Genomic DNA, 18,808 nt, shown 5'->3' with positions numbered 1-18,808 from the left:
GGGGGAGCATTTTGCGGATGAACTTCTCCCCCTTTAGGGGGCTGGGGGGTGGGGCTACCCAGAACTTAACAGCCCTGCCCTAAAGGGGGAGAAGTTAGCACACGATTTTCTCCCCCTTTAGGGGGCGGGGGGTAGATGAACTAGAACTTAACAGCCCTGCGCTTCCGGGTTGCATCCGAGCCAGCCAACGTTCCCTCTCCAGCATACCCTGCCCGACTCAGCCATGCATGCGCTGGCAGATTTTGCCAGTTCGTCGTTCGGAAACCAAATCGACGGATTTCGGTGTTGGGTACGGAGTCAGCAACCGTGCTGACTGGTTACCATCGGAGGACTTTGACCCCTCGCGGATTCCATAATGAGCAAACACGGACGCATTTTGGTCGCCATGAGTGGCGGCATCGATTCTTCACTGGCAGCGGTTATGCTGCACGAAGAAGGCTACGAAGTCATTGGCATGACCATGAAAACATGGGACTATACCTCGTCGGGCGGAACGAAAAAAGAAACGGGCTGCTGTAGCCTCGACTCGATCAACGACGCCCGTAACATCGCCGTGAGTCTCGGCTTCCCCCACTACATTCTCGACATCCGCGAAGAGTTCGGCGACTCCGTCATCGACCATTTTACGGGTGAATACCTGGAAGGGCGCACGCCAAACCCCTGTGTGCTGTGCAACACCCACATCAAATGGGACGCGCTGCTGCGCCGGGCCGACCGGCTCGACTGTGAATCCATTGCCACGGGCCATTACGCGCACATCCGGCAGGACGTGGGTGCATCCGGATCACCAGGTCGTTCGGACGGGCGGTATGTCATTTCGCGGGGCGTCGACACGCTGAAAGACCAATCCTACGTGCTCTGGGGCGTATCGCAGGAAAGCCTGAGCCGTACCAAGCTGCCGCTGGGCCACCTGCGCAAATCAGAAATTCGGCAGATGGCGACCGAGCGCGGCTTTATCGAGCTGGTCACCAAATCCGAATCGTACGAAATCTGCTTCGTGCCCGACAACGACTACCGGGGCTTTCTGAAACGGCGCGTACCGGGGCTGGAAGCGGAAGTGGCGGGCGGCAACTTCGTCGAAGAAGGTACGGGCCGGGTGCTGGGTAAACACCTGGGCTATCCGTTCTACACGATCGGGCAGCGGAAAGGACTGGGCATGGCCTTTGGTCAGCCGATGTTCGTCACCGAGATTCGGAAAGACACCAACGAAGTCGTGCTGGGCCTTGACAAAGACCTGTTCCGCGATGGCATGTACGTCAGCAAACTGAACCTGCAAAAGTACGCGTCCATTACCGGGCCACTGGAAACGGTTACGAAAGTGCGCTACAAAGATCCCGGTACACCCGCGACCATCACGCAGGATGGCGATCGCATCACGGTCCTGTTCAACGAAGGCGTATCGGCCATTGCACCGGGCCAGGCAGCGGTATTTTACGAAGGCGACGACGTGGTCGGGGGCGGCTGGATTATGAAAAGCTTCCGGCAAACCGATGCCCTTGCCGCTGAACAGCAACTACTAGCGGTTTAACAACTGCTACCAGTTGAAAAGCCAGTAGCTGCCCCGAATACCGGATGCGGCTACTGGCTTTTCGTTTCATTAGCAAGTACGGTAGCCAACTGGCAACGCGCCTGTTTTCCTAGCAAACCAGTTTGTACCCTATTCCCCGTAGATTCAAAATCTGAACCGACGCATCGCTCCGGAGCTGTTTGCGCAGCTTGGTAATGAATACGTCCATTGTCCGGGCATGATAAGGATTGTCGTCGCCCCACAGGTGAAGCAGGGCCTGCCGACGAGCCAGCACGTCGTTGCGATGGTCGTACAGCAACTGCAACAGCTGCGTTTCCCGGTAAGTCAGGCGTGTATCAGGTTGCCCATCCATTTGAAGCACCTGCTGTTGCGGTAAAAACCGATAGCGACCAATCGGACAGGCGTTACCAGCCGACGACTCGCCTGCGTTCCTGCGCCGGAGCAGCTCGGCCACACGCAGGAATAGTTCCTCCAGGCTGAAGGGCTTCTTCAGATAATCATTTCCCCCGCTGCCGTAGCCTTCCATAACATCGGCGGTATCCGTACGGGCAGTCAGAAACAGAACGGGCACCTGCTTATCAACCGCCCGGATCTGGCGCACCAGCGTAAAGCCGTCGACCTGCGGCATCATCACATCGACGATACACAAGGCGAAATCACCCTGTACAAACAGGTCGTAGGCTTTTCGGCCGTCTACCGCATACGTTACCGTGTACGATCGCTGTTCGAGGCTGTCTTTGACAACCCTGGCCAGAAACGGCTCGTCTTCCACCAGGAGAATATGCAGCATAGATTCAGAGCAGGGGAAGTCTAACGATAAACTGGCTACCTACCGGTTCGTTGGCCCCGACCAGCACGGAACCCCGGTGTTGCTGCAGAATCTGCCACACCTGATTCAGCCCCAGCCCGTAGCCTTTTACCGTGTGTACGTTGCCCTGCGGAACCCGGAAGAACGGCTCGAAAATCTGCGTTCGGTATTCGGTCGGTATGCCAATGCCCTTATCGGAAAAGACGATTTCAGCCCAGCGGTTTTTTACGGCCAGTTGAATGTCGAGTTTTAGTCCGCCCGGCGCGTATTTCAGCGCGTTGTCCAGCAGATTGACAAACACTGTCAGCAAACTACCCGCTTCCCCCTTGACCAGTATCGGCGTCTGGCCCGGCTCATACCGGACAGCCGCCTGCTCATATTGAAGTCGCACGGCCATCTCCTCAATCGCTTTGTTTACCAACGTCCGCAGATCAATGGGTTGCCACGGCTGGGCCGGGGTCGTCAACTGGCGATTGGCCTGTAGAACCCGGCTCGTCAGTTCGGTCAGTTTGTCCGTCTGATAGCCGATGATCGTCAGGTATTCCTGCTGCGTGGCAGGATCATGGGCGAATGTTTTGAGCGCTTCCGTCGTGATTTTGATGGATGCCAACGGCGTGTTGAACTCATGCGTCATATTATTGATGAAGTCTTTCCGCAATTCGGCGAGCTTGTGCTGCGACAGCAATGTTTTCACCGTATAGCCGAAGCAGAGTACGCAAACCCCGATCAGCAGCAGCGTCGACAGCAGCACCCATTTCATATGCGCGAAAAAGTACCGACTGGGACTGGCAAGGCTGGCCCACACCAGTTCCCGCTTGTAAGGCCGACGCATCGACGCATTGACCGGCTGCGTCAGAAATTCAGCAGCCGACGTATCAGCCGGGTTCAGTTTGAATGGCGATTGAATATCCCGACTGGCCAATGCCTGCCGGTACAGCGTGTCGAGTACCGGCAGGCGCAGGCGGCTTTTTTGAAAGGCAACGACGATACTGTCGCCCAGCCGCTGCGTGAAATAATACACAGAGCCTTCCTTCAGATCTTTGTGTAACAGGTTGTCGCCAATATGGTCGATCACCAGTTGCCGGGCCTGCGGTGTCATGCGGGTCAGTTTGGGCGTAAAGTCAGCGAGACTAAACGACATTCCTCCACTACCCGCCACCTTCGGGTAGCGGTCGTTAATATTAAATACGGTTCGTCCGTATCGCTTATTGATGCTACAGGTAATGCGGATGAAACTGGTATCGGCCAGCCAACGCTTCGTCTGGTCGATAATCACCCTTCGGCGCTGTGCCATCTCCTGATCGACGGCGATCCGCAGGGCTTCGTTGCTGTCGTGGCGGAAGGTGGCTACGGTACGCTGGTAATTCTGATAATTCCAGAACAGCTGCAAACCGACAACACCGGTAACACACAACGACATCAGCCACAGAATCAGGTTGACGGGCTTTTTCATAGCCATAAATGTACGCGCTTCGACCGGCTGAAAACTCAGGCGTTAACACTAATTAACCTTGCTTAACAGTGCTTAATCGACGGGTACGGCATTTTCAGCGTGGTTTGTCCTCATCAAAAAAAACGCCATGAAAACGATACTGCTACTGCTTGTCCTGAGTGCTCATTGCGGGCTTGCGCAACCCCACACCGGACAGCCTGTCCCTGACTTCTCCGTTCAGTTGCTCAACGCACCGACAACGTCCACGACCCTGTCTGCACAGCGGGGCAAGCTGGTACTGCTGGAATTCTGGGCTACCTGGTGTAGCCCCTGCGTAGCCGCCATGCCACACCTACAGGCGCTGCAACAACGCCACGCCCGGCAGCTACAGGTGATTACCGTTACCGACGAGACGCCCAAACGCATTGGTCAATTTCTAACGAACCGACCGTCCAGCCTGTGGTTTGCCATCGACACCGCCCGGTCGCTGATGAACCTGTTTCCCCATAAGATCATTCCGCACACGGTACTGATTGGTCCGGACGGTACGTTGCTGGCCCAGACCAGCCCTGAGCGGGTAACGGACGGCCTGATCGACAGCCTGTGGCGAAACCTTCCCGTAACCATCACGCCCAAAGCCGACATCACACTGAGCCTGCCGGAAATCATGCAGACTTACTTTCGGGTGGCCGATACAACTCGACACCGATTCGTTATGCAGGGGCCGATGGTGGGTGCCCCCGGCGTAAAAACGCCCCACATGCTGGACAGTATCTTCGCTCACCGACGACTAACCTGCCTGAACTTACCGCTCACCGCACTATATCGCATCGCATACGAAGGCTATTCCTACAAGCGCAGCATCGACAAAACCGGCCTGGGAGACGATGCACCGGTGTATTGTCTGGATATAATCGTCGATAAGCCGGAACAGTTGTTACCTACGCTCAAGGCCGAACTGAACCGGCGTTTTGACCTGAAAGCCAGCCTGGAGCCACAAGCCAGGGAGGTGAGTGTGTTGCAAATCACAGACCCGGTCAAATTCAGGCAGATTCCCCGCAATGCAGCGGGTAAGCAAACTTTTTCGGCCCGGCAAGGTGAGATCGCGCAGCAGGCGGTAACGATGGCTGACTTTGCTCAGGCACTGGAAGACTTTGGCAGCATGCGTGGACTGGTTGTCGATGGAACCGGCAATGACGAAAAACTGGACATTACCCTTTCGTTTCAACCCGAAGATCCCCAGAGTCTGCCCCGCGCTCTGGCGCAGATGGGTTTAGGCCTTGTCAAACAAAAACGAGACGTCATGATGCTGGTGCTGCAACCGTAGTCGTCCGGCTTCGGCCCGTTCGCTGCCGGTTACCACACGACCCACCCACGGCCATTATTTGGTTGCGGGTGGGTCGTGGTTCGTTTGTCAATCGTGTATCTTTACGGCTAAGCCTCATACCAGGGCTGCGCTCAGTTTACCCGTATGACCACCGAACCCATTGACCCACTCCGTTTTCCAATCGGCCCCTGGCAACCGCAGGAGACCTACACCCTAGCCGATATCCGGCAGCTTGTCGACCAGATTCGTACCCTGCCCGACGTGTACGCACTGGTCCTGAACAACGCCACGCCCGACGATCTACAGAAACAGTACCGCCCCGGTAGTTGGACCGTTCAACAACTTGTTCACCATGTGGCGGATATGCATCTACTGCATTTTTTTCGACTAAAAAATGCGCTTGTCGAGCCGGGTACGACCACGCTGATGGTTGATATGAATGGCTGGGCAGCGCTCCCGGAAGCCCAGAATGCCCCCATCTCCGATTCGGTGACGATGCTGTATGGCGTTCACCGGCGCATTGCCTTCCTGGCCGGTTCGTTACAACCCGAAGAACTGGCCGTTACCTACTATCACCCCGTACGCGCCCGTACGCTAACAATCCCGCAGGCACTGTCGATGACGGTATGGCATGGTGAACATCACCTGGCCCATATCCGGCTCGCCATGCAAGCGTAAGATACGTACGAGTAGACCTGACAGGTTTTGAAAACCTGTCAGGTCTGTAAATCAGCAACTTCTCTTAGGCATCCATGCCTACTTATTGACTTGACTTCTGTGCTTATTTCCTTCATGCGCTTCCTGATTATCCTAACCCTGATTGTCAGTTTCGGTCAGTCGACAATGGCCCAGACACCACCCAAAGGCCATCCAAACACCAGCGGGGTCGGCTGGGAGTATCTCTTCGAAACTAACCTGACGAATGCGTCGTTTCCAAAGGGAGTCTGGCGCATGGACGAGGGCGAACTGACGGCAACGGATGACAAGCCCATCTGGACGAACACCCCCTACGACGATTTTATTTTGGATTTGCAGTTTAAAACGGCCGACGGGACAAACAGTGGCGTCGTGGTGCATGCCAGCGATACGGCCAACTGGATTCCGAATTCGGTAGAAATTCAGATTGCCGACGACTACGCCAAAGAGTGGGCGGAAGCACCGGCCAACTGGCGTTGCGGTTCGTTTTTCGGTCACCAGCCGGCAACTAAGAGCGCCGTAAAGAAGCCGGGCGAGTGGAACCGCTATACCATCACCTGTCAGGGCAAGATGATCTACGTGGTGCTGAACAATCAGTTGGTCAACACCATCGACCTGAGTCAGTTTATATCGGCAACGGTCAACCCCGACGGTACCAAGCCGCCCGCGTGGTTCAGCAAAGCCCCGGCGACGTTGCCCCTCCACGGCTTCATCGGTTTGCAGGGTAAACACGCCGGTGCGCCGATCTACTACCGAAACCTGAAAATCAAACCGCTCTGACCATGACCGAGACCCGCCACAGCCACGCGCTACCCGAACTGCGCTTTTCGCTCAGCCTGCTCTACGTAGGTCGCGTGCTGCTGGGCATGAACAGGACAACGGTGCTGGATGACGAACGGCTGGCCGACGTCGACGAGCGGATCGAAGCCGTCACCGACGAACTTGTCGCCACCGAACTCCTCCACGAAGCCGCCCAACTGGCGGGAGACGTAATTAGTTAATTAGTTTGTGGTTCGTGGTTTGTCGTTGGTTAACGCAGGTATGTAGCCTGGACGTCCACGTCCGGGTGGGCGCGATAGCGACCAACAAAGCTGCCGCCCGAATTAATTGCCCTGACGGGCACCCGGACGTGGACGTCCAGGCAACAAAACCACGTCAGCCAACTACGAACCACAAACCAAAACCCATATGCTTACCCCCGCTTTCGCTGCGCTGTTCGACATGGACGGCGTGCTGGTCGACAATACCGATTTTCATATCAATGCCTGGATTCAGTTTGCCCACCACAACGGCCTGACGCTGACCCGCCAACAGTACGTCGACCACATCAACGGGCACGTTTCCGCCGACTCGATGGCTTACGTTTTCGGACACCCGTTGTCTGCTACGGAACTGGCGCAACGGACCGAAGAAAAGGAGGAGATTTACCGGACGCTGTACGTACCGCATCGGCAGCCGCTGACGGGGTTGCTCGATTTCCTGACGGCCATGCAGGCCGACGGAGTACCGATGGCAGTAGGCACGTCGGCACCGGTGAGCAACATCGGCTTCACACTCGACGGGCTGGCGCTGCGCCCTTTTTTCGACACCATCGTCGATGCGAGTATGGTTACGCACGGTAAACCCGACCCCGAAATCTACCTGAAAGCCGCCGACCGGCTCAACATACCGCCCGCCCGATGCGTCGTATTTGAAGATGCGTTTGCCGGTATCGAAGCCGGACTGCGGGCGGGCATGGTTGTCGTGGCGCTGGCGACGACGCATACACGTGCCGAACTGGCCACGTCCGGAGCCGCGCTAATCATCGATAACTTTGTCGGGTTGACACCAGCCTCGATTCAGCAACTACTGCCTACGGAATAAGCGGCTTGTTACGATGCCGTAGGCCTTTTTCGTAGCTTTGCGGCATCATTACCCCGTTCATACATGGCCCCGCTTTCAACCTCGCCGGCGCTGTCCGACGATTTTATTCCGGCACAACACGGCTTTTTCTTCCCGCCCGAATGGCATCCCCACGTCGCTACCTGGCTTAGCTGGCCCCATACGGAAGCTTCGTGGACATCGGAGCGGCTACCGCTGATGCTGCCCGCCTACATCGACTTTATCAAAGCCATTTCGGCCAGCGAACAGGTCTGCATCAACGCGCACAACGAAACGGTGATGCAGACAGCCGCGCAGAAGCTCACCGAAGCCGGTGCCGATATGAGCCGGATTACACTGCTCCCCCACCCGACCAACGATTCGTGGTGCCGCGATCATGGTCCGGCTTTTCTGATCAACCCCGACCGGCAGGAACGCATGATCGTCAACTGGGGCTATAATGCGTGGGGCGGCAAATACCCCCCGTTCGACCTCGACGATCAGATTCCGGCGGCCATCGCCCGCTACCGGAACCTGCCGTACGTAACGCCCATGACCGCTGCCGGTCCGGTAATTATGGAAGGCGGCTCGGTGGAATTCAACGGAGCGGGTACTGTATTGACGAGCCGGGCCTGTCTGCTCAACCAGAACCGCAACGCCCACCTCTCGCAGGCCGACATCGAACGGTATCTGTGCGACTACTACGGCGTGCAGCAGGTGCTGTGGGTCGAAGAAGGCATCGTCGGCGACGACACCGACGGCCACATTGACGATACGGTTCGGTTCGCCAGCGAAGACACGGTCATTGCCGCCTACGAAGCAAATAAAAACGACGACAATTACCCGTTTTTGCAGGAAATCCACCACGAGCTGAAGCAGATGCGTTTGCTCAACGGCAAGCAGCTCACGATCGTGGAATTGCCCATGCCTGACCCAATCGTCAGCGATGGGCTGCGCCTGCCAGCGTCGTACGCCAACTTTCTGATTACGAACGGCTCCGTCATTGTCCCGACGTTCCGTTGCAAGCAGGATCAGACTGCGCTCGATTTGATCGGACAGTGTTACCCCGGCCGCGCTATCGTCGGCATCGACTCGACCGACATCGTCTGGGGGCTGGGCAGTTTCCATTGCCTGAGCCAGCAGGAACCGTCCATCTAATCGCCGTCTGCCATGCACTTCGATCAGCTTCCCGCCACCCTGCAACGGCTACTGCCGCCCACAGACTGGCATCCTGACTCGTTAGGCATGTCGTCGGCGCAGACGATATTCATAAACGGACGGGAGCCGTTCTATCTGAAAGTAAACCCGGTCGACCCCTGGGGCGGTTTACGGGACGAAGCCGACGCGCTAGTCTGGTTACGAACGTACCTGCCAGCCCCGGAGGTGGTCCACTACGAACGGACCGACGGTGTCGATTACTTGCTGATGCGGGCCTTACCCGGCCTGCCAGCGTCGGACGAACGCTGGCAGGCCGATCCGGAACGGTTGGTCAGGCGGCTGGCGGAGAGTCTGCGCATGCTACACGATCTGAACCCCGCCACCTGCCCATTCGATCAGCGCAACGACGTAAAAATCAGCGCGGTGAGCGTGAACGTTCTCCATAACCTGGTGGATACGGACGATTTCAGCGAGGCCAATCAGGGGCGGTCACCGCAGGACATGCTGGCCCAATTGCGTATGGAGCAACCCACCCAGCGCGAACTGGTTGTTACCCACGGCGACTTCTGTTTGCCCAACATAATCCTCGACAACTGGTCGTTGAGCGGCTTTATCGACGTCGGTCGGCTGGGCGTGGGCGACCCGTATCAGGACCTGGCCCTGTGCACCCGCAGCCTGATTCATAATTTCGGCACCGATCGCTTCGGCGCCCTGTTTCTGGCAACTTATGGGCTGACCGCCGTCGATACAGAACGGATGCGCTACTTTACATTGCTGGATGAATTAAACTAACACGTATGTACGACGGAAAAACGTTTCGCTCTGTAACCAACACGGCCAACGGCGAAGTAAGTGGCGACACGCTGTTTCAGTATCATCAGGAAGGTACCATCGTTTGGGCCGAATACGGTGGCGGTTCCATCGTACGCGGCACGCTGATTGCGACCGTTGCGCCCGACAACTCCCTCGACATGCGGTATCAGCATGTCAACACAGCGGGCGAATTGATGACCGGTCATTGCCGGACGACGCCCGAACAGTTGCCCGATGGTCGGCTGCGGCTGCACGAACGCTGGCAGTGGACCAGTGGCGACGGTTCGTCGGGAGAATCAATCATCGAAGAAGAAAAGTAACATGGTAAACCGTCCCGTCTCAGCCCGGCTGCGGCTTCTTTACTGGTTATCGCCCCTGCTGCTAGCGGGGGCCTGTACACCCCAACTGGTACCGACGGCGCAGCTTCGACCGACCCAGCTGACCGCCGTCAACCTGGAAGAAACCGTCAGTCAGCGCGACGAAATCATGCTGGCGTATTCGCTGGCGACGTTCGACGCGCAGAACAAACCCGCTGGGGTCGTCAACGGGGGCTGGGGTGTCGAGACCGTTCGGAAGGGGCAGGTGATCGATTTGCAGGCGGGGCAGAAACCGGCTGCGCCCATCGACATCACCGTTCCGCGCGGGGGGCGGGTCGTAGCCTCGCTGGTGCTGGTCGAAGTCGACGCCTACGACCGGGCGCAACAGTTGGTCGATCAGGTCAAACGGGTACACAACGTGGTGGCGGGTCCGGCCTCGTGGCTACTGACGGCGGCAGACGTGCTGACGCCCCTGCGCTACGTATCGGCGGGACTGGCGGCATCGGGTGTGGGCTTGAAGCTGGTCGACCACCTCGACGACGACGATCTACTGGGCCAAAGCAGTGTCGACCTGAACGAGACGGAACTGCGTCAGAATAAGCAGGGTTATGTGCGTGTGCCCGTGGTTTTCACGGGGCGCAACCTGCGCGACGCGTATGAATACCGCCTGACCTACGACATTCGCCTGAATCGTATTCGCCCCGGAAAAGACAAAAAATAACCCGCTCGCCAATAGGCAGTTTAGTTGCTTCGTTTACGGTGTACAGTATTCCGTTTTCGGTAGTGAAGGCGTTACGCAAAAGCCACCGTGAACCGAATACCGTAAACCATATCTACTACTTTATGCGTGTACTTACTGGCGGTTTGCTCCTGACGTTGCTAGCCGCTGCCTGCAAAACGACAACCCCCACCACGGTGCAGACGGCTCCCCCCCAGCCGACCCTGCTGACACTGGGAAACAAGTCGTTTACAACCGATGACTTCTTTCAGTCGTTTACCAAGAATCAGCTCTCGGCCGATTCGGTCCAGCGTACCGACGTCCGTAACTACTTCGACCTGTACACCAACCTGAAGCTCAAAGTACTCGCGGCTCAGGCCGAGGGGCGCGACACGACGGAAGCCTTCCGGGAAGAAATTGATACCTACCGCAAGCAACTGGCGCAGACGTACCTGACCGACAAACCACTCATTGAATCGCTGGCCGCCGAAGCCTACCAGCGGATGCAGCAGGAGGTCAACGCGTCGCATTTGCTGGTCGCAGTATCGGAAGATGCCGCTCCGGCCGACACACTGGCTGCGTATCAGCGGGTGCAGGCACTCCGGCAGCGGGCCGTAGCCGGTGAAGACTTTGCCAAACTGGCCCGCGAAAACTCAACCGACCGCAGCACGGCGCAAATGGGTGGCAACCTGGGCTACTTCACCGCCTTCTCGGTTGTATACCCGCTTGAGACCGCAGCTTACAAGACACCCGTCGGAGGTATTTCGCAGCCGGTTCGCACCCGCTACGGCTATGATTTGCTAAAGATTAATGATCGGCGACCCAGCCGGGGTCTGGTACGGGTAGCGCACATCCTCGTTCGGCTCAGTCCGGCAGCCGACGAAGCCGGGCAACAGGCAGCCCGGCAACGCATCGACGCGGCTTACGAGCGGCTTCAGAAAGGCGAAGCGTTCGATGACGTGTGCCGCGACCTATCCGACGATGTTACCTCGAAGCTAAACGGCGGGGTACTACCGCTGATTGAAACGGGCCGACAGGTGCCCGCCTTTGAAGAAGCCGCCTTTGCCCTGACCAAACCCGGTGAGCTGTCGAAACCGGTCCGTACGAACTACGGCTGGCACATCATCAAACTCATCGACCGGCAGGGTATTCAGCCCTACGCCGATCTGGCCCCCTCGCTCCGGCAACGCGTCGCTACTGACTCTCGGGCCGAAGTGCTGCGGCAGGCCACCCTGCAACGGCTGGAAAAGAGCTATACGGTACAGGCCAACAAGGCCGTACTGGCAGCCACCCTCGCCAAAGCCGACAGCAGTCTGCTACGCGGGCAATGGCGTTATACCGAACCACTCGATCCGGCCCTGCAAAACAAAACGCTGGTTACGATTGCGAACCAGCCGTTTACGGTTAACCAGTTTTTCGCTTACGTCCGGCAGAAGCAACAGCCGGCCCGCAAGCCCGGCGCGCCAACGCCTGTTCAGCCAGTTGAACAACCACTGACCGGTTCGCCCGCCGTGGCCATGCAGCGCCTATACGACCGCTACGTTGGCGACCGGTTGCTGGCCACCGAAGAAAACGGACTGGAGCAGAAATCAGCGGAATTCCGATCGCTGATGAACGAGATTCGGGACGGGGTGCTGATGTCGCAGGTGATGGAAGCGCACGTCTGGGAAAAATCGGTGGCCGACTCGACGGGGCAACTGGCTTATTTCGACGCGCACAAAGACCGCTATCAGTTTCCAGAACGCATCCGGGCCACGCTCATCACCGCGCCAAACGATGCGCAACTGACGCAGGCCCGCGAGTGGCTCGGTGGCAAAGCACCCTACGCACTCCGGCGCATGAGTCCCGCGCTGACCTACGCACCGGCGCAGACAACTGTTTCGGCCAAAGACCGGGAAGCGCTGTATGAGGTCGTCGTCAACCTGACTCGCAACCCCGATTATATCGTGGAAGTTGCCGCGTCGCACGATCCCGCTGAACGCGATTCGGTCTCCGCCGGCCGTATTCGCAACGCCGTCGCGTTTCTGCGGCAGAACGGTATCGGCCTGAGCCGGATCATGGAAAAAGATTATCAGGGCACCCGGCCGGGCGAAGCGAAACAGGCTACCGCTACCCAGCGCCGGTTGACGTTTCAGTATTTCTCCAGCAATAAGGCCGACGTTGCGCAGGCATTAGCCGGCCACCTGGGTCTGCCTGCCGACGCAATCACCGTATCGGAAGGCCTGTTTGCCCGGGGCGACAATCCGTACGTGGATGGGCTGGCTCCCTGGAAAGCAGGCACAGCTACCACGCTGCACCCAGCCGGTAAGGCCGTATCGGTTCAGCTTGGTCAGATCGAGCCGGCACGGCCCAAAACATTCGCCGAAGCGCGGGGCAGTGTCATCAACGATTATCAGGCGCAGTTGGAGCATCAGTGGCTGGCTCAGCTGCGGCAGCAGTACCCCGCCCAGGTCAACGACGTCGAACTACGCAAACTCGCCAAATGATTTTATTAGACAGGATTACAGGATTGGCAGGATTGTCTTTTCCATGAACAAACGAGGCAATCCTGTTCATCCTGTAATCCTGTCCAACAAGCCCTGTCAATACTTTAAAAAAGCTTAAACAGCGCCCGTAAGTGGCGTGCCTTCGTTATCTTTAGGACATGAAACATCAACTTAATCGCATAGCCTTTGTACTGACAGGCTGGCTGTTTGCAGCCACCGCGTTTGGGCAGGGGCAATCGGTGAGTCTCAATAAGATCATCGCCAAAGTCGATAATTACTACGTGCTGCGGTCGGATCTGGAAGAGGCCATGCAGTCGTACGTGGGGCAGAATCAGACGCCCCCCTCCCGCTGCCAACTGCTGGAAAGCCTGGTCATCAACAAAATGATGCTCGCCAAAGCCGATATCGACTCGGTCGTGGTGGAAGAAAAAATGGTCGACGGCGAACTCGACACCCGGATGCAGTACATGATCTCGCAGTTCGGCTCGGAGAAGAACATCGTCGAAGCCTATGGCAAAAGTCTGGAAATGCTGAAAAGCGAACTGCGGCAGCAGGTGAAAGACCAGAAAGTCGTACAGAAGATGCAGGCGAAGATCACATCCGACGTGAAGGTTACCCCCCGCGACGTGCGCAAATTCTTCGATACCATCCCGAAAGACAGCCTGCCTTACATGCCCGCCGACGTTGAAATCGGTCAGATCGTTCGGTTCGCCAAGCCCACCAAAGAGCAGAAAGAAGCGCTGCGGCAACGTCTGCTCGACATCAAAAAGCGGGTGCAGAACGGTGAAGATTTCGCCAAGCTGGCCAAAGAGTTTTCGGAAGACGTAGGATCGGCCGAAAAAGGGGGCGACCTCGGCTTTGCCAAACGGGGAATGATGGTCGCGCCGTTTGAAGGCGCAGCCCTGAAGCTGAAACCCAATGAGATGTCGGATGTTGTCGAGTCGGACTTTGGTTTGCACCTGATTCAGTTGCTGGAAACTCGCGGTGCCGAATACCACGCCCGCCACATCCTGCTCCGCCCCGACTACAACCGGCTCGACCTGACGACCCAGACGCATTTCCTCGACAGTCTGCGCAAGGAAATTCAGGTTGATTCGATCTCCTTCGAGAAAGCGGCCAAAGAGTTTTCGGAAGACAAAACCACCGCCGACGCGGGTGGCTTGCTGCGCGATGCCCAGTCGGGTAGTTCCCGGCTTGCCATGGACCCTTCGATGGATTACGCCCTGTTTTCCATGCTCGACACGATGAAAGTGGGTAGTATTTCGGCCCCGCTGCCTTACCGAACGGAAGACGGTAAGAGCGCTATGCGCCTGCTTTACTTTAAAAGCAAAGTAGCGCCCCATACCGCCGACTTCAGGACTGACTTCGAGAAGTTGCAGACGATTGTGCTGCAGAACAAAAAGAACCGTGCCATCGACGAGTGGTTCCGGAAGTCAATCGCTGACGTATACATCACCGTCGACCCCGAATTCCAAAGCTGCCGGATTTTCGGCACCACCCAGAACAGTGCCGCCCGCCTGGGGGGGGGAGAATAGTTTTGAGTGAAAGAATGATTGAGTGATGGAATTATAGAATTATTCCGTCACTCAATCATTCTTTCACTCAATCACTCGACAATTCTATCACTAAGCCTATCGCCCGTGCCTTATTCTTCCGATGTAGAGGCTGCCAAAGCCCTGACGAGTTCCTACGAAAAGCTAAAAAGTGAAATCGGTAAAGTCGTTATCGGGCAGGACGAAACGGTCCGGCTCCTGCTGACGGCCATCTTCTGCCAGGGACACTGCCTGCTCGTGGGCGTGCCGGGTCTGGCCAAAACGCTGCTCATTCAAACCGTCGCCAGCGCCCTCGATCTGGATTTCAACCGGATTCAGTTTACGCCCGACCTGATGCCGTCCGATATTCTTGGCTCGGAAACACTGGATCAGGAACGCAATTTCAAGTTCATCAAAGGGCCTGTCTTCGCGAACATCATCCTGGCCGACGAAATCAACCGGACGCCCCCCAAGACGCAGTCGGCGCTGCTGGAAGCCATGCAGGAGTATTCGGTAACGATTGCCGGCCAAAAATATGGACTGGGCCGACCGTTCTTCGTACTGGCTACGCAAAACCCCATCGAGCAGGAAGGTACGTACCCCCTACCCGAAGCCCAGCTCGACCGCTTTATGTTCAACATCTACCTCGACTATCCGTCGTATCAGTCGGAGCTGGACATTGTCAAAAGCACGACGAGTGACAAGCGTAAGGAGGTACAGCGGATCATTACGGGCGACGAAATTCGGGAGTTCCAGCACCTGGTTCGGCGCGTGCCCGTCGTCGACAATGTGATCGAGTACGCGGTAAAGCTGGTTCATAAAACCCGCCCCAACACCGAACTGGCAACAGCCGATACGAACCAGTATCTCGAATGGGGTGCCGGGCCACGGGCGTCGCAGGCGCTGATTCTGGCGGCCAAATGCAACGCTCTCCTGACCGGTAAATACTCGCCCGACATCGAAGACGTGAAAGCCGTTGCCCTGCCGATTCTACGGCACCGGGTGGTCCGCAATTTCAAGGCCGAAGCCGAGAACATTTCGGTCGAACAACTCATCAAGCGACTGATGTGAGTCCCATAGTTTGTAAAACGAATACGGGGTCGGAAACTAATTTCCGACCCCGTATTCGTTTTTACTGACCCTGTACCTTAGTCTTTGTCGTCTTCCGTATTGGTTTTACCCAAGAAGTCGTCCTTCCGACCGGTCGACTTGTCGTCTACCTCTGACGCGTCTACGTCATCGATTTCTTCGCCGACCAGAAAGCCTGTTGACGGGTCCTGACTGGTATCGGTATGGTGTTCGCCTGCTGTCTGTTTGTAGTCCATAATCGTTGCTATTGATTCGTCTACGCACACAACCCGCTAAACAGCGTAAGGGTTATGTTTCGTTAGGCAGGCAGCGTCCACACGGCGTCCGCGTCGACCCGGATCATCACGGTCTGTCCAGGTTCAATATCAGCCCGATGCGTCAACACCCGTAGCGTAACCTGATCGTTCAGGCTAACCTCCAGCTCGTACTGACTACCCATGAAAAACACGGCCCGCACGGTCGCCGGTACGCCCGATTCCGTTAGTTGTACCTGTTCCGGCCGGATGCACAGCCACTGATCGGGCTGATCGCTTTCAGATAATCCCAACAGCGGGCGATTGCTGGCGGGTAGCACCGTAACCCGGCCCGTCAGTTGAGCGGCATAGGCTGTCTGGGGGCGATGATAAACCGCCTTGGGCGTGTCGAGCTGGATAAGCTGTCCGTCGCGCAGGATACCGATAGTGTCGGCAATAGAGAGCGCATCCGACGCGTCGTGCGTGACAAACAAACAGGCTGTCTGCTGCTCCCGAACCAACTCGAACAGCAAGTCGCGCACCAGCAGTCGATTCGGCAGATCGAGGTGGCTAAAGGGCTCATCGAGCAGCAATACGGCGGGTACGTCCGCAATGGCACGGGCAATGGCCGTACGCTGCTTCTCCCCACCCGACACCTGCCGGGGTAGTCGGTCCTGCACAGCGGTCAGCCGACACAGTTTCAGCAGGGCGTCGACCCGGAAGGTACGGTAGCTTTTTTCAAAGTAGCGAACGGCATAGTTGATATTCTCCCGAATGGAGACGTTGGGCATCAACTGGTACTCCTGATGAACAAGCCGAATATCGGGGTGACCAGCGATCAGCACATCCGACGGGCCCGGCACCCGCTTCCCGTTGAGCAACACGGCCCCCGAATCGACGTCGGCCAGGCCCGCCAGCATATTCAGCAGGGTACTTTTCCCGGACCCGCTGGCACCTACCAGGCCCATAATCCGGCCGGGAGCCAGCGAAAACGATACATCGTCTACAGCCTGAACACCGCCGTCAAACGTTTTACTTACTTTATCGGCAATCAACATGAATCAGCCCGCCCAAGCGGAGGAAAGAGAAAAGACGTAAGAAGAAAGAGACGCCCTCCAATTCCGTAAAGGTACGGACTCGTTCCTCAGCAATAGCCACCCGGACTCCTATCCCGCCGATAGTGGCGTATCTTATGCGCTTTTACGGGCACACGTTATCAGGTAAGTTAGAGATTCATGCAAAAAATACGGTCCAGTTCACCCAGACAATTTCTCACCTACGCAAGCGTAAAAAGCCGTCTCAAATTAAGCGCCTTATAATACAACTGCATATCGTTATTGTGTACTTTAGCTAGCAAACACAACATCATACCATGAAACAGATGTCAACTGGTACAACACTCGCTCTGTTCATTATCAGCATTTGTTTATGGTCGTGCATTACCTCGAAAACTAAGCCCTTGACGCAGGTAGGCAGCAGCCCACAAACGGATAGTTCATCAGTTAGGGTTTTTCTCCTCGAGCGGGATATTCCTCAGGACATACAACAGTTAGGTGTCGTCTCACTGTCTGTTAACATCAGACCAGGATTGAACATCGATCAACAGGTTAAACAGCAGTTACGGAACGATTGTCTGCGATTGGGAGCTAATGGTGCTTACCGAATCAGTGACGGAACGTATTATCCTACCATAGTGAGCTATCTTGTTTTCAGATACAGGAAATAGGACTTATGATTGACATGAGTAATGAGTACTGATTAGCTACGAATCGCATGATGGCAGATCGAATTTGAAGTCCCTATTCAGGGTACGACCCTATCGTCTAGAAAAGAATATTCGTGCTCAGGAAATCGGATTACTGCTCACCGACGATCGCGTTCAGAATCGGTATCCATAAAAATTCTTATTGATCGCTGCCCATCGGAACAGCGATCACCTTTCATAATATCGTCGCGGTAATTAGCCTAACGTCAAAATAACACTCACCGGGTGTAAGGATGTTCATCCATCATTTATCAATATATTTGACGAACGACCATCTACAGAACCCATAATATGACTGCTGTCAAAAACTCAATGCAGGCCTTCAGACGCTTCGTCCTGGGGCTAGCCTGCCTGCTCGTTGCCACTGTTACGCTGGCACAGACCACCGGAACGGCCATTACACTAGGAGGTAAACCTATCCATACGGTCGGCAAATTGCCCCCGGTAGGATCATCGATTAAAGAAGTCATGTTGACGGGTGTTGATCTGAAGGATAACGCGCTAGCCGATTACAAAGGCAAGTATGTGATTATGAATATCTTCCCCAGTGTCAACACAGGTGTTTGCTCTAAATCGGTGCGCAAATTCAATGAGGATGCCGCTGGTCTTAAAAACACTACCGTGCTCTGTATTTCCAAAGACCTGCCTTTTGCCCAGAAAGCGTTTTGTGGCGCGGAAGGCATCAAAAACGTGGTTATGCTGTCGGATTTCAGAACTGACTTTGGCCACACGTACGGGGTACAAATTGCCGACGGTCCCATGAAAGGGCTTCTAAGCCGTGCCGTAATCGTGGTGAATCCCGAAGGAAAAATCGTTTACGAACAGCAGGTGCCGGAGATTGGGCAGGAACCCGATTACGCGGCTGCCCTTGCGGCTATCAAGTAGTGTTCAGTCCAACGACCGCATACGAAAAAGGTCCTCAGTTGACAAATGTCGGCTGAGGACCTTTTTCGTGTGAATACCGTAAGTTGAAAACACTCACCCGGCAGCTATACGCTACCGATGCAGGCTATCCACTCACATCTTGCCTCTTTCTTCTTTTATCT

At 56.2% G+C, this 18,808-nt stretch carries 18 protein-coding genes; 14 read left to right on the top strand and 4 right to left on the bottom strand.

Translation table 11 applies throughout. The features are described 5' to 3' along the window. Positions 1–355 precede the first annotated feature (355 nt). Positions 356–1,528 carry a tRNA 2-thiouridine(34) synthase MnmA gene (mnmA, locus tag CLV58_RS01460; protein WP_106135983.1) on the top strand — a complete coding sequence of 391 codons (1,173 nt, stop codon included), beginning with the start codon at positions 356–358 and terminating at the stop codon, positions 1,526–1,528. A 109-nt stretch (positions 1,529–1,637) separates the two neighbouring features. Here mnmA and CLV58_RS01455 read toward each other — a convergent pair whose 3' ends face one another. After that, complete coding sequence (locus tag CLV58_RS01455; protein ID WP_106135982.1) at positions 1,638–2,318, bottom strand: response regulator transcription factor; 681 nt, start codon at positions 2,316–2,318, stop codon at positions 1,638–1,640. Between the two features lie 4 nt (positions 2,319–2,322). Next, positions 2,323–3,789, bottom strand: coding sequence for a sensor histidine kinase (locus CLV58_RS01450; RefSeq protein WP_170108627.1), 1,467 nt, complete (start codon positions 3,787–3,789; stop codon positions 2,323–2,325). Between the two features lie 127 nt (positions 3,790–3,916). On the opposite strand from CLV58_RS01450, the gene CLV58_RS01445 reads away from it, so the two are divergent. From CLV58_RS01445 to CLV58_RS01390, 12 genes are all read left to right on the top strand, one after another. Then, on the top strand, positions 3,917–5,095 hold the full coding sequence (locus CLV58_RS01445) for a redoxin domain-containing protein (RefSeq protein WP_106135980.1): 1,179 nt from the start codon (positions 3,917–3,919) through the stop codon (positions 5,093–5,095). Positions 5,096–5,239: 144 nt separating this feature from the next. Beyond that, entirely contained in the window at positions 5,240–5,773 is a 534-nt protein-coding gene (locus tag CLV58_RS01440) for a DinB family protein (protein WP_245882169.1), read from the top strand. Positions 5,774–5,872: 99 nt separating this feature from the next. Next, a complete protein-coding gene (locus CLV58_RS01435; protein ID WP_245882168.1) occupies positions 5,873–6,571 on the top strand; it encodes a 3-keto-disaccharide hydrolase in 699 nt (232 codons plus the stop codon). 2 nt (positions 6,572–6,573) lie between these two features. Beyond that, positions 6,574–6,792, top strand: a complete 219-nt coding sequence (locus tag CLV58_RS01430) for a hypothetical protein (protein ID WP_106135978.1) — start codon at positions 6,574–6,576, stop codon at positions 6,790–6,792. 187 nt (positions 6,793–6,979) lie between these two features. Then, complete coding sequence (locus CLV58_RS01425; protein ID WP_106135977.1) at positions 6,980–7,654, top strand: HAD family hydrolase; 675 nt, start codon at positions 6,980–6,982, stop codon at positions 7,652–7,654. 63 nt (positions 7,655–7,717) lie between these two features. Beyond that, the gene (locus CLV58_RS01420) at positions 7,718–8,809 is read left to right on the top strand and encodes an agmatine deiminase family protein (RefSeq protein WP_106135976.1); all 1,092 of its coding nucleotides are present in this window, start codon (positions 7,718–7,720) and stop codon (positions 8,807–8,809) included. Between the two features lie 12 nt (positions 8,810–8,821). After that, the gene (locus CLV58_RS01415) at positions 8,822–9,601 is read left to right on the top strand and encodes an APH(3') family aminoglycoside O-phosphotransferase (RefSeq protein WP_106135975.1); all 780 of its coding nucleotides are present in this window, start codon (positions 8,822–8,824) and stop codon (positions 9,599–9,601) included. 5 nt (positions 9,602–9,606) lie between these two features. Next, positions 9,607–9,942 carry an avidin-fold protein gene (locus CLV58_RS01410; RefSeq protein ID WP_106135974.1) on the top strand — a complete coding sequence of 112 codons (336 nt, stop codon included), beginning with the start codon at positions 9,607–9,609 and terminating at the stop codon, positions 9,940–9,942. Position 9,943: 1 nt separating this feature from the next. Further along, the gene (locus tag CLV58_RS01405) at positions 9,944–10,660 is read left to right on the top strand and encodes a hypothetical protein (protein WP_245882167.1); all 717 of its coding nucleotides are present in this window, start codon (positions 9,944–9,946) and stop codon (positions 10,658–10,660) included. Between the two features lie 122 nt (positions 10,661–10,782). Further along, the gene (locus tag CLV58_RS01400) at positions 10,783–13,143 is read left to right on the top strand and encodes a peptidylprolyl isomerase (protein WP_106135973.1); all 2,361 of its coding nucleotides are present in this window, start codon (positions 10,783–10,785) and stop codon (positions 13,141–13,143) included. Between the two features lie 158 nt (positions 13,144–13,301). Then, a complete protein-coding gene (locus CLV58_RS01395; protein WP_106135972.1) occupies positions 13,302–14,678 on the top strand; it encodes a peptidylprolyl isomerase in 1,377 nt (458 codons plus the stop codon). Between the two features lie 105 nt (positions 14,679–14,783). Beyond that, a complete protein-coding gene (locus CLV58_RS01390; RefSeq protein WP_106135971.1) occupies positions 14,784–15,746 on the top strand; it encodes an AAA family ATPase in 963 nt (320 codons plus the stop codon). Positions 15,747–15,823: 77 nt separating this feature from the next. Here CLV58_RS01390 and CLV58_RS28265 read toward each other — a convergent pair whose 3' ends face one another. Further along, the gene (locus tag CLV58_RS28265) at positions 15,824–16,000 is read right to left on the bottom strand and encodes a hypothetical protein (RefSeq protein WP_170108626.1); all 177 of its coding nucleotides are present in this window, start codon (positions 15,998–16,000) and stop codon (positions 15,824–15,826) included. Between the two features lie 62 nt (positions 16,001–16,062). Then, a complete protein-coding gene (locus tag CLV58_RS01385) occupies positions 16,063–17,055 on the bottom strand; it encodes an ABC transporter ATP-binding protein (protein WP_106135970.1) in 993 nt (330 codons plus the stop codon). 998 nt (positions 17,056–18,053) lie between these two features. Here CLV58_RS01385 and tpx point away from each other — a divergent pair. Further along, positions 18,054–18,647 carry a thiol peroxidase gene (tpx, locus tag CLV58_RS01380; protein ID WP_106135969.1) on the top strand — a complete coding sequence of 198 codons (594 nt, stop codon included), beginning with the start codon at positions 18,054–18,056 and terminating at the stop codon, positions 18,645–18,647. The last annotated feature ends 161 nt before the right edge of the window (positions 18,648–18,808 follow it).

The sequence above is a fragment of the Spirosoma oryzae genome (genome assembly GCF_003002825.1).
GTDB classification, from domain to species: Bacteria; Bacteroidota; Bacteroidia; order Cytophagales; family Spirosomataceae; genus Spirosoma; species Spirosoma oryzae.
This window is presented reverse-complemented; position numbering and strand designations above follow the sequence as displayed.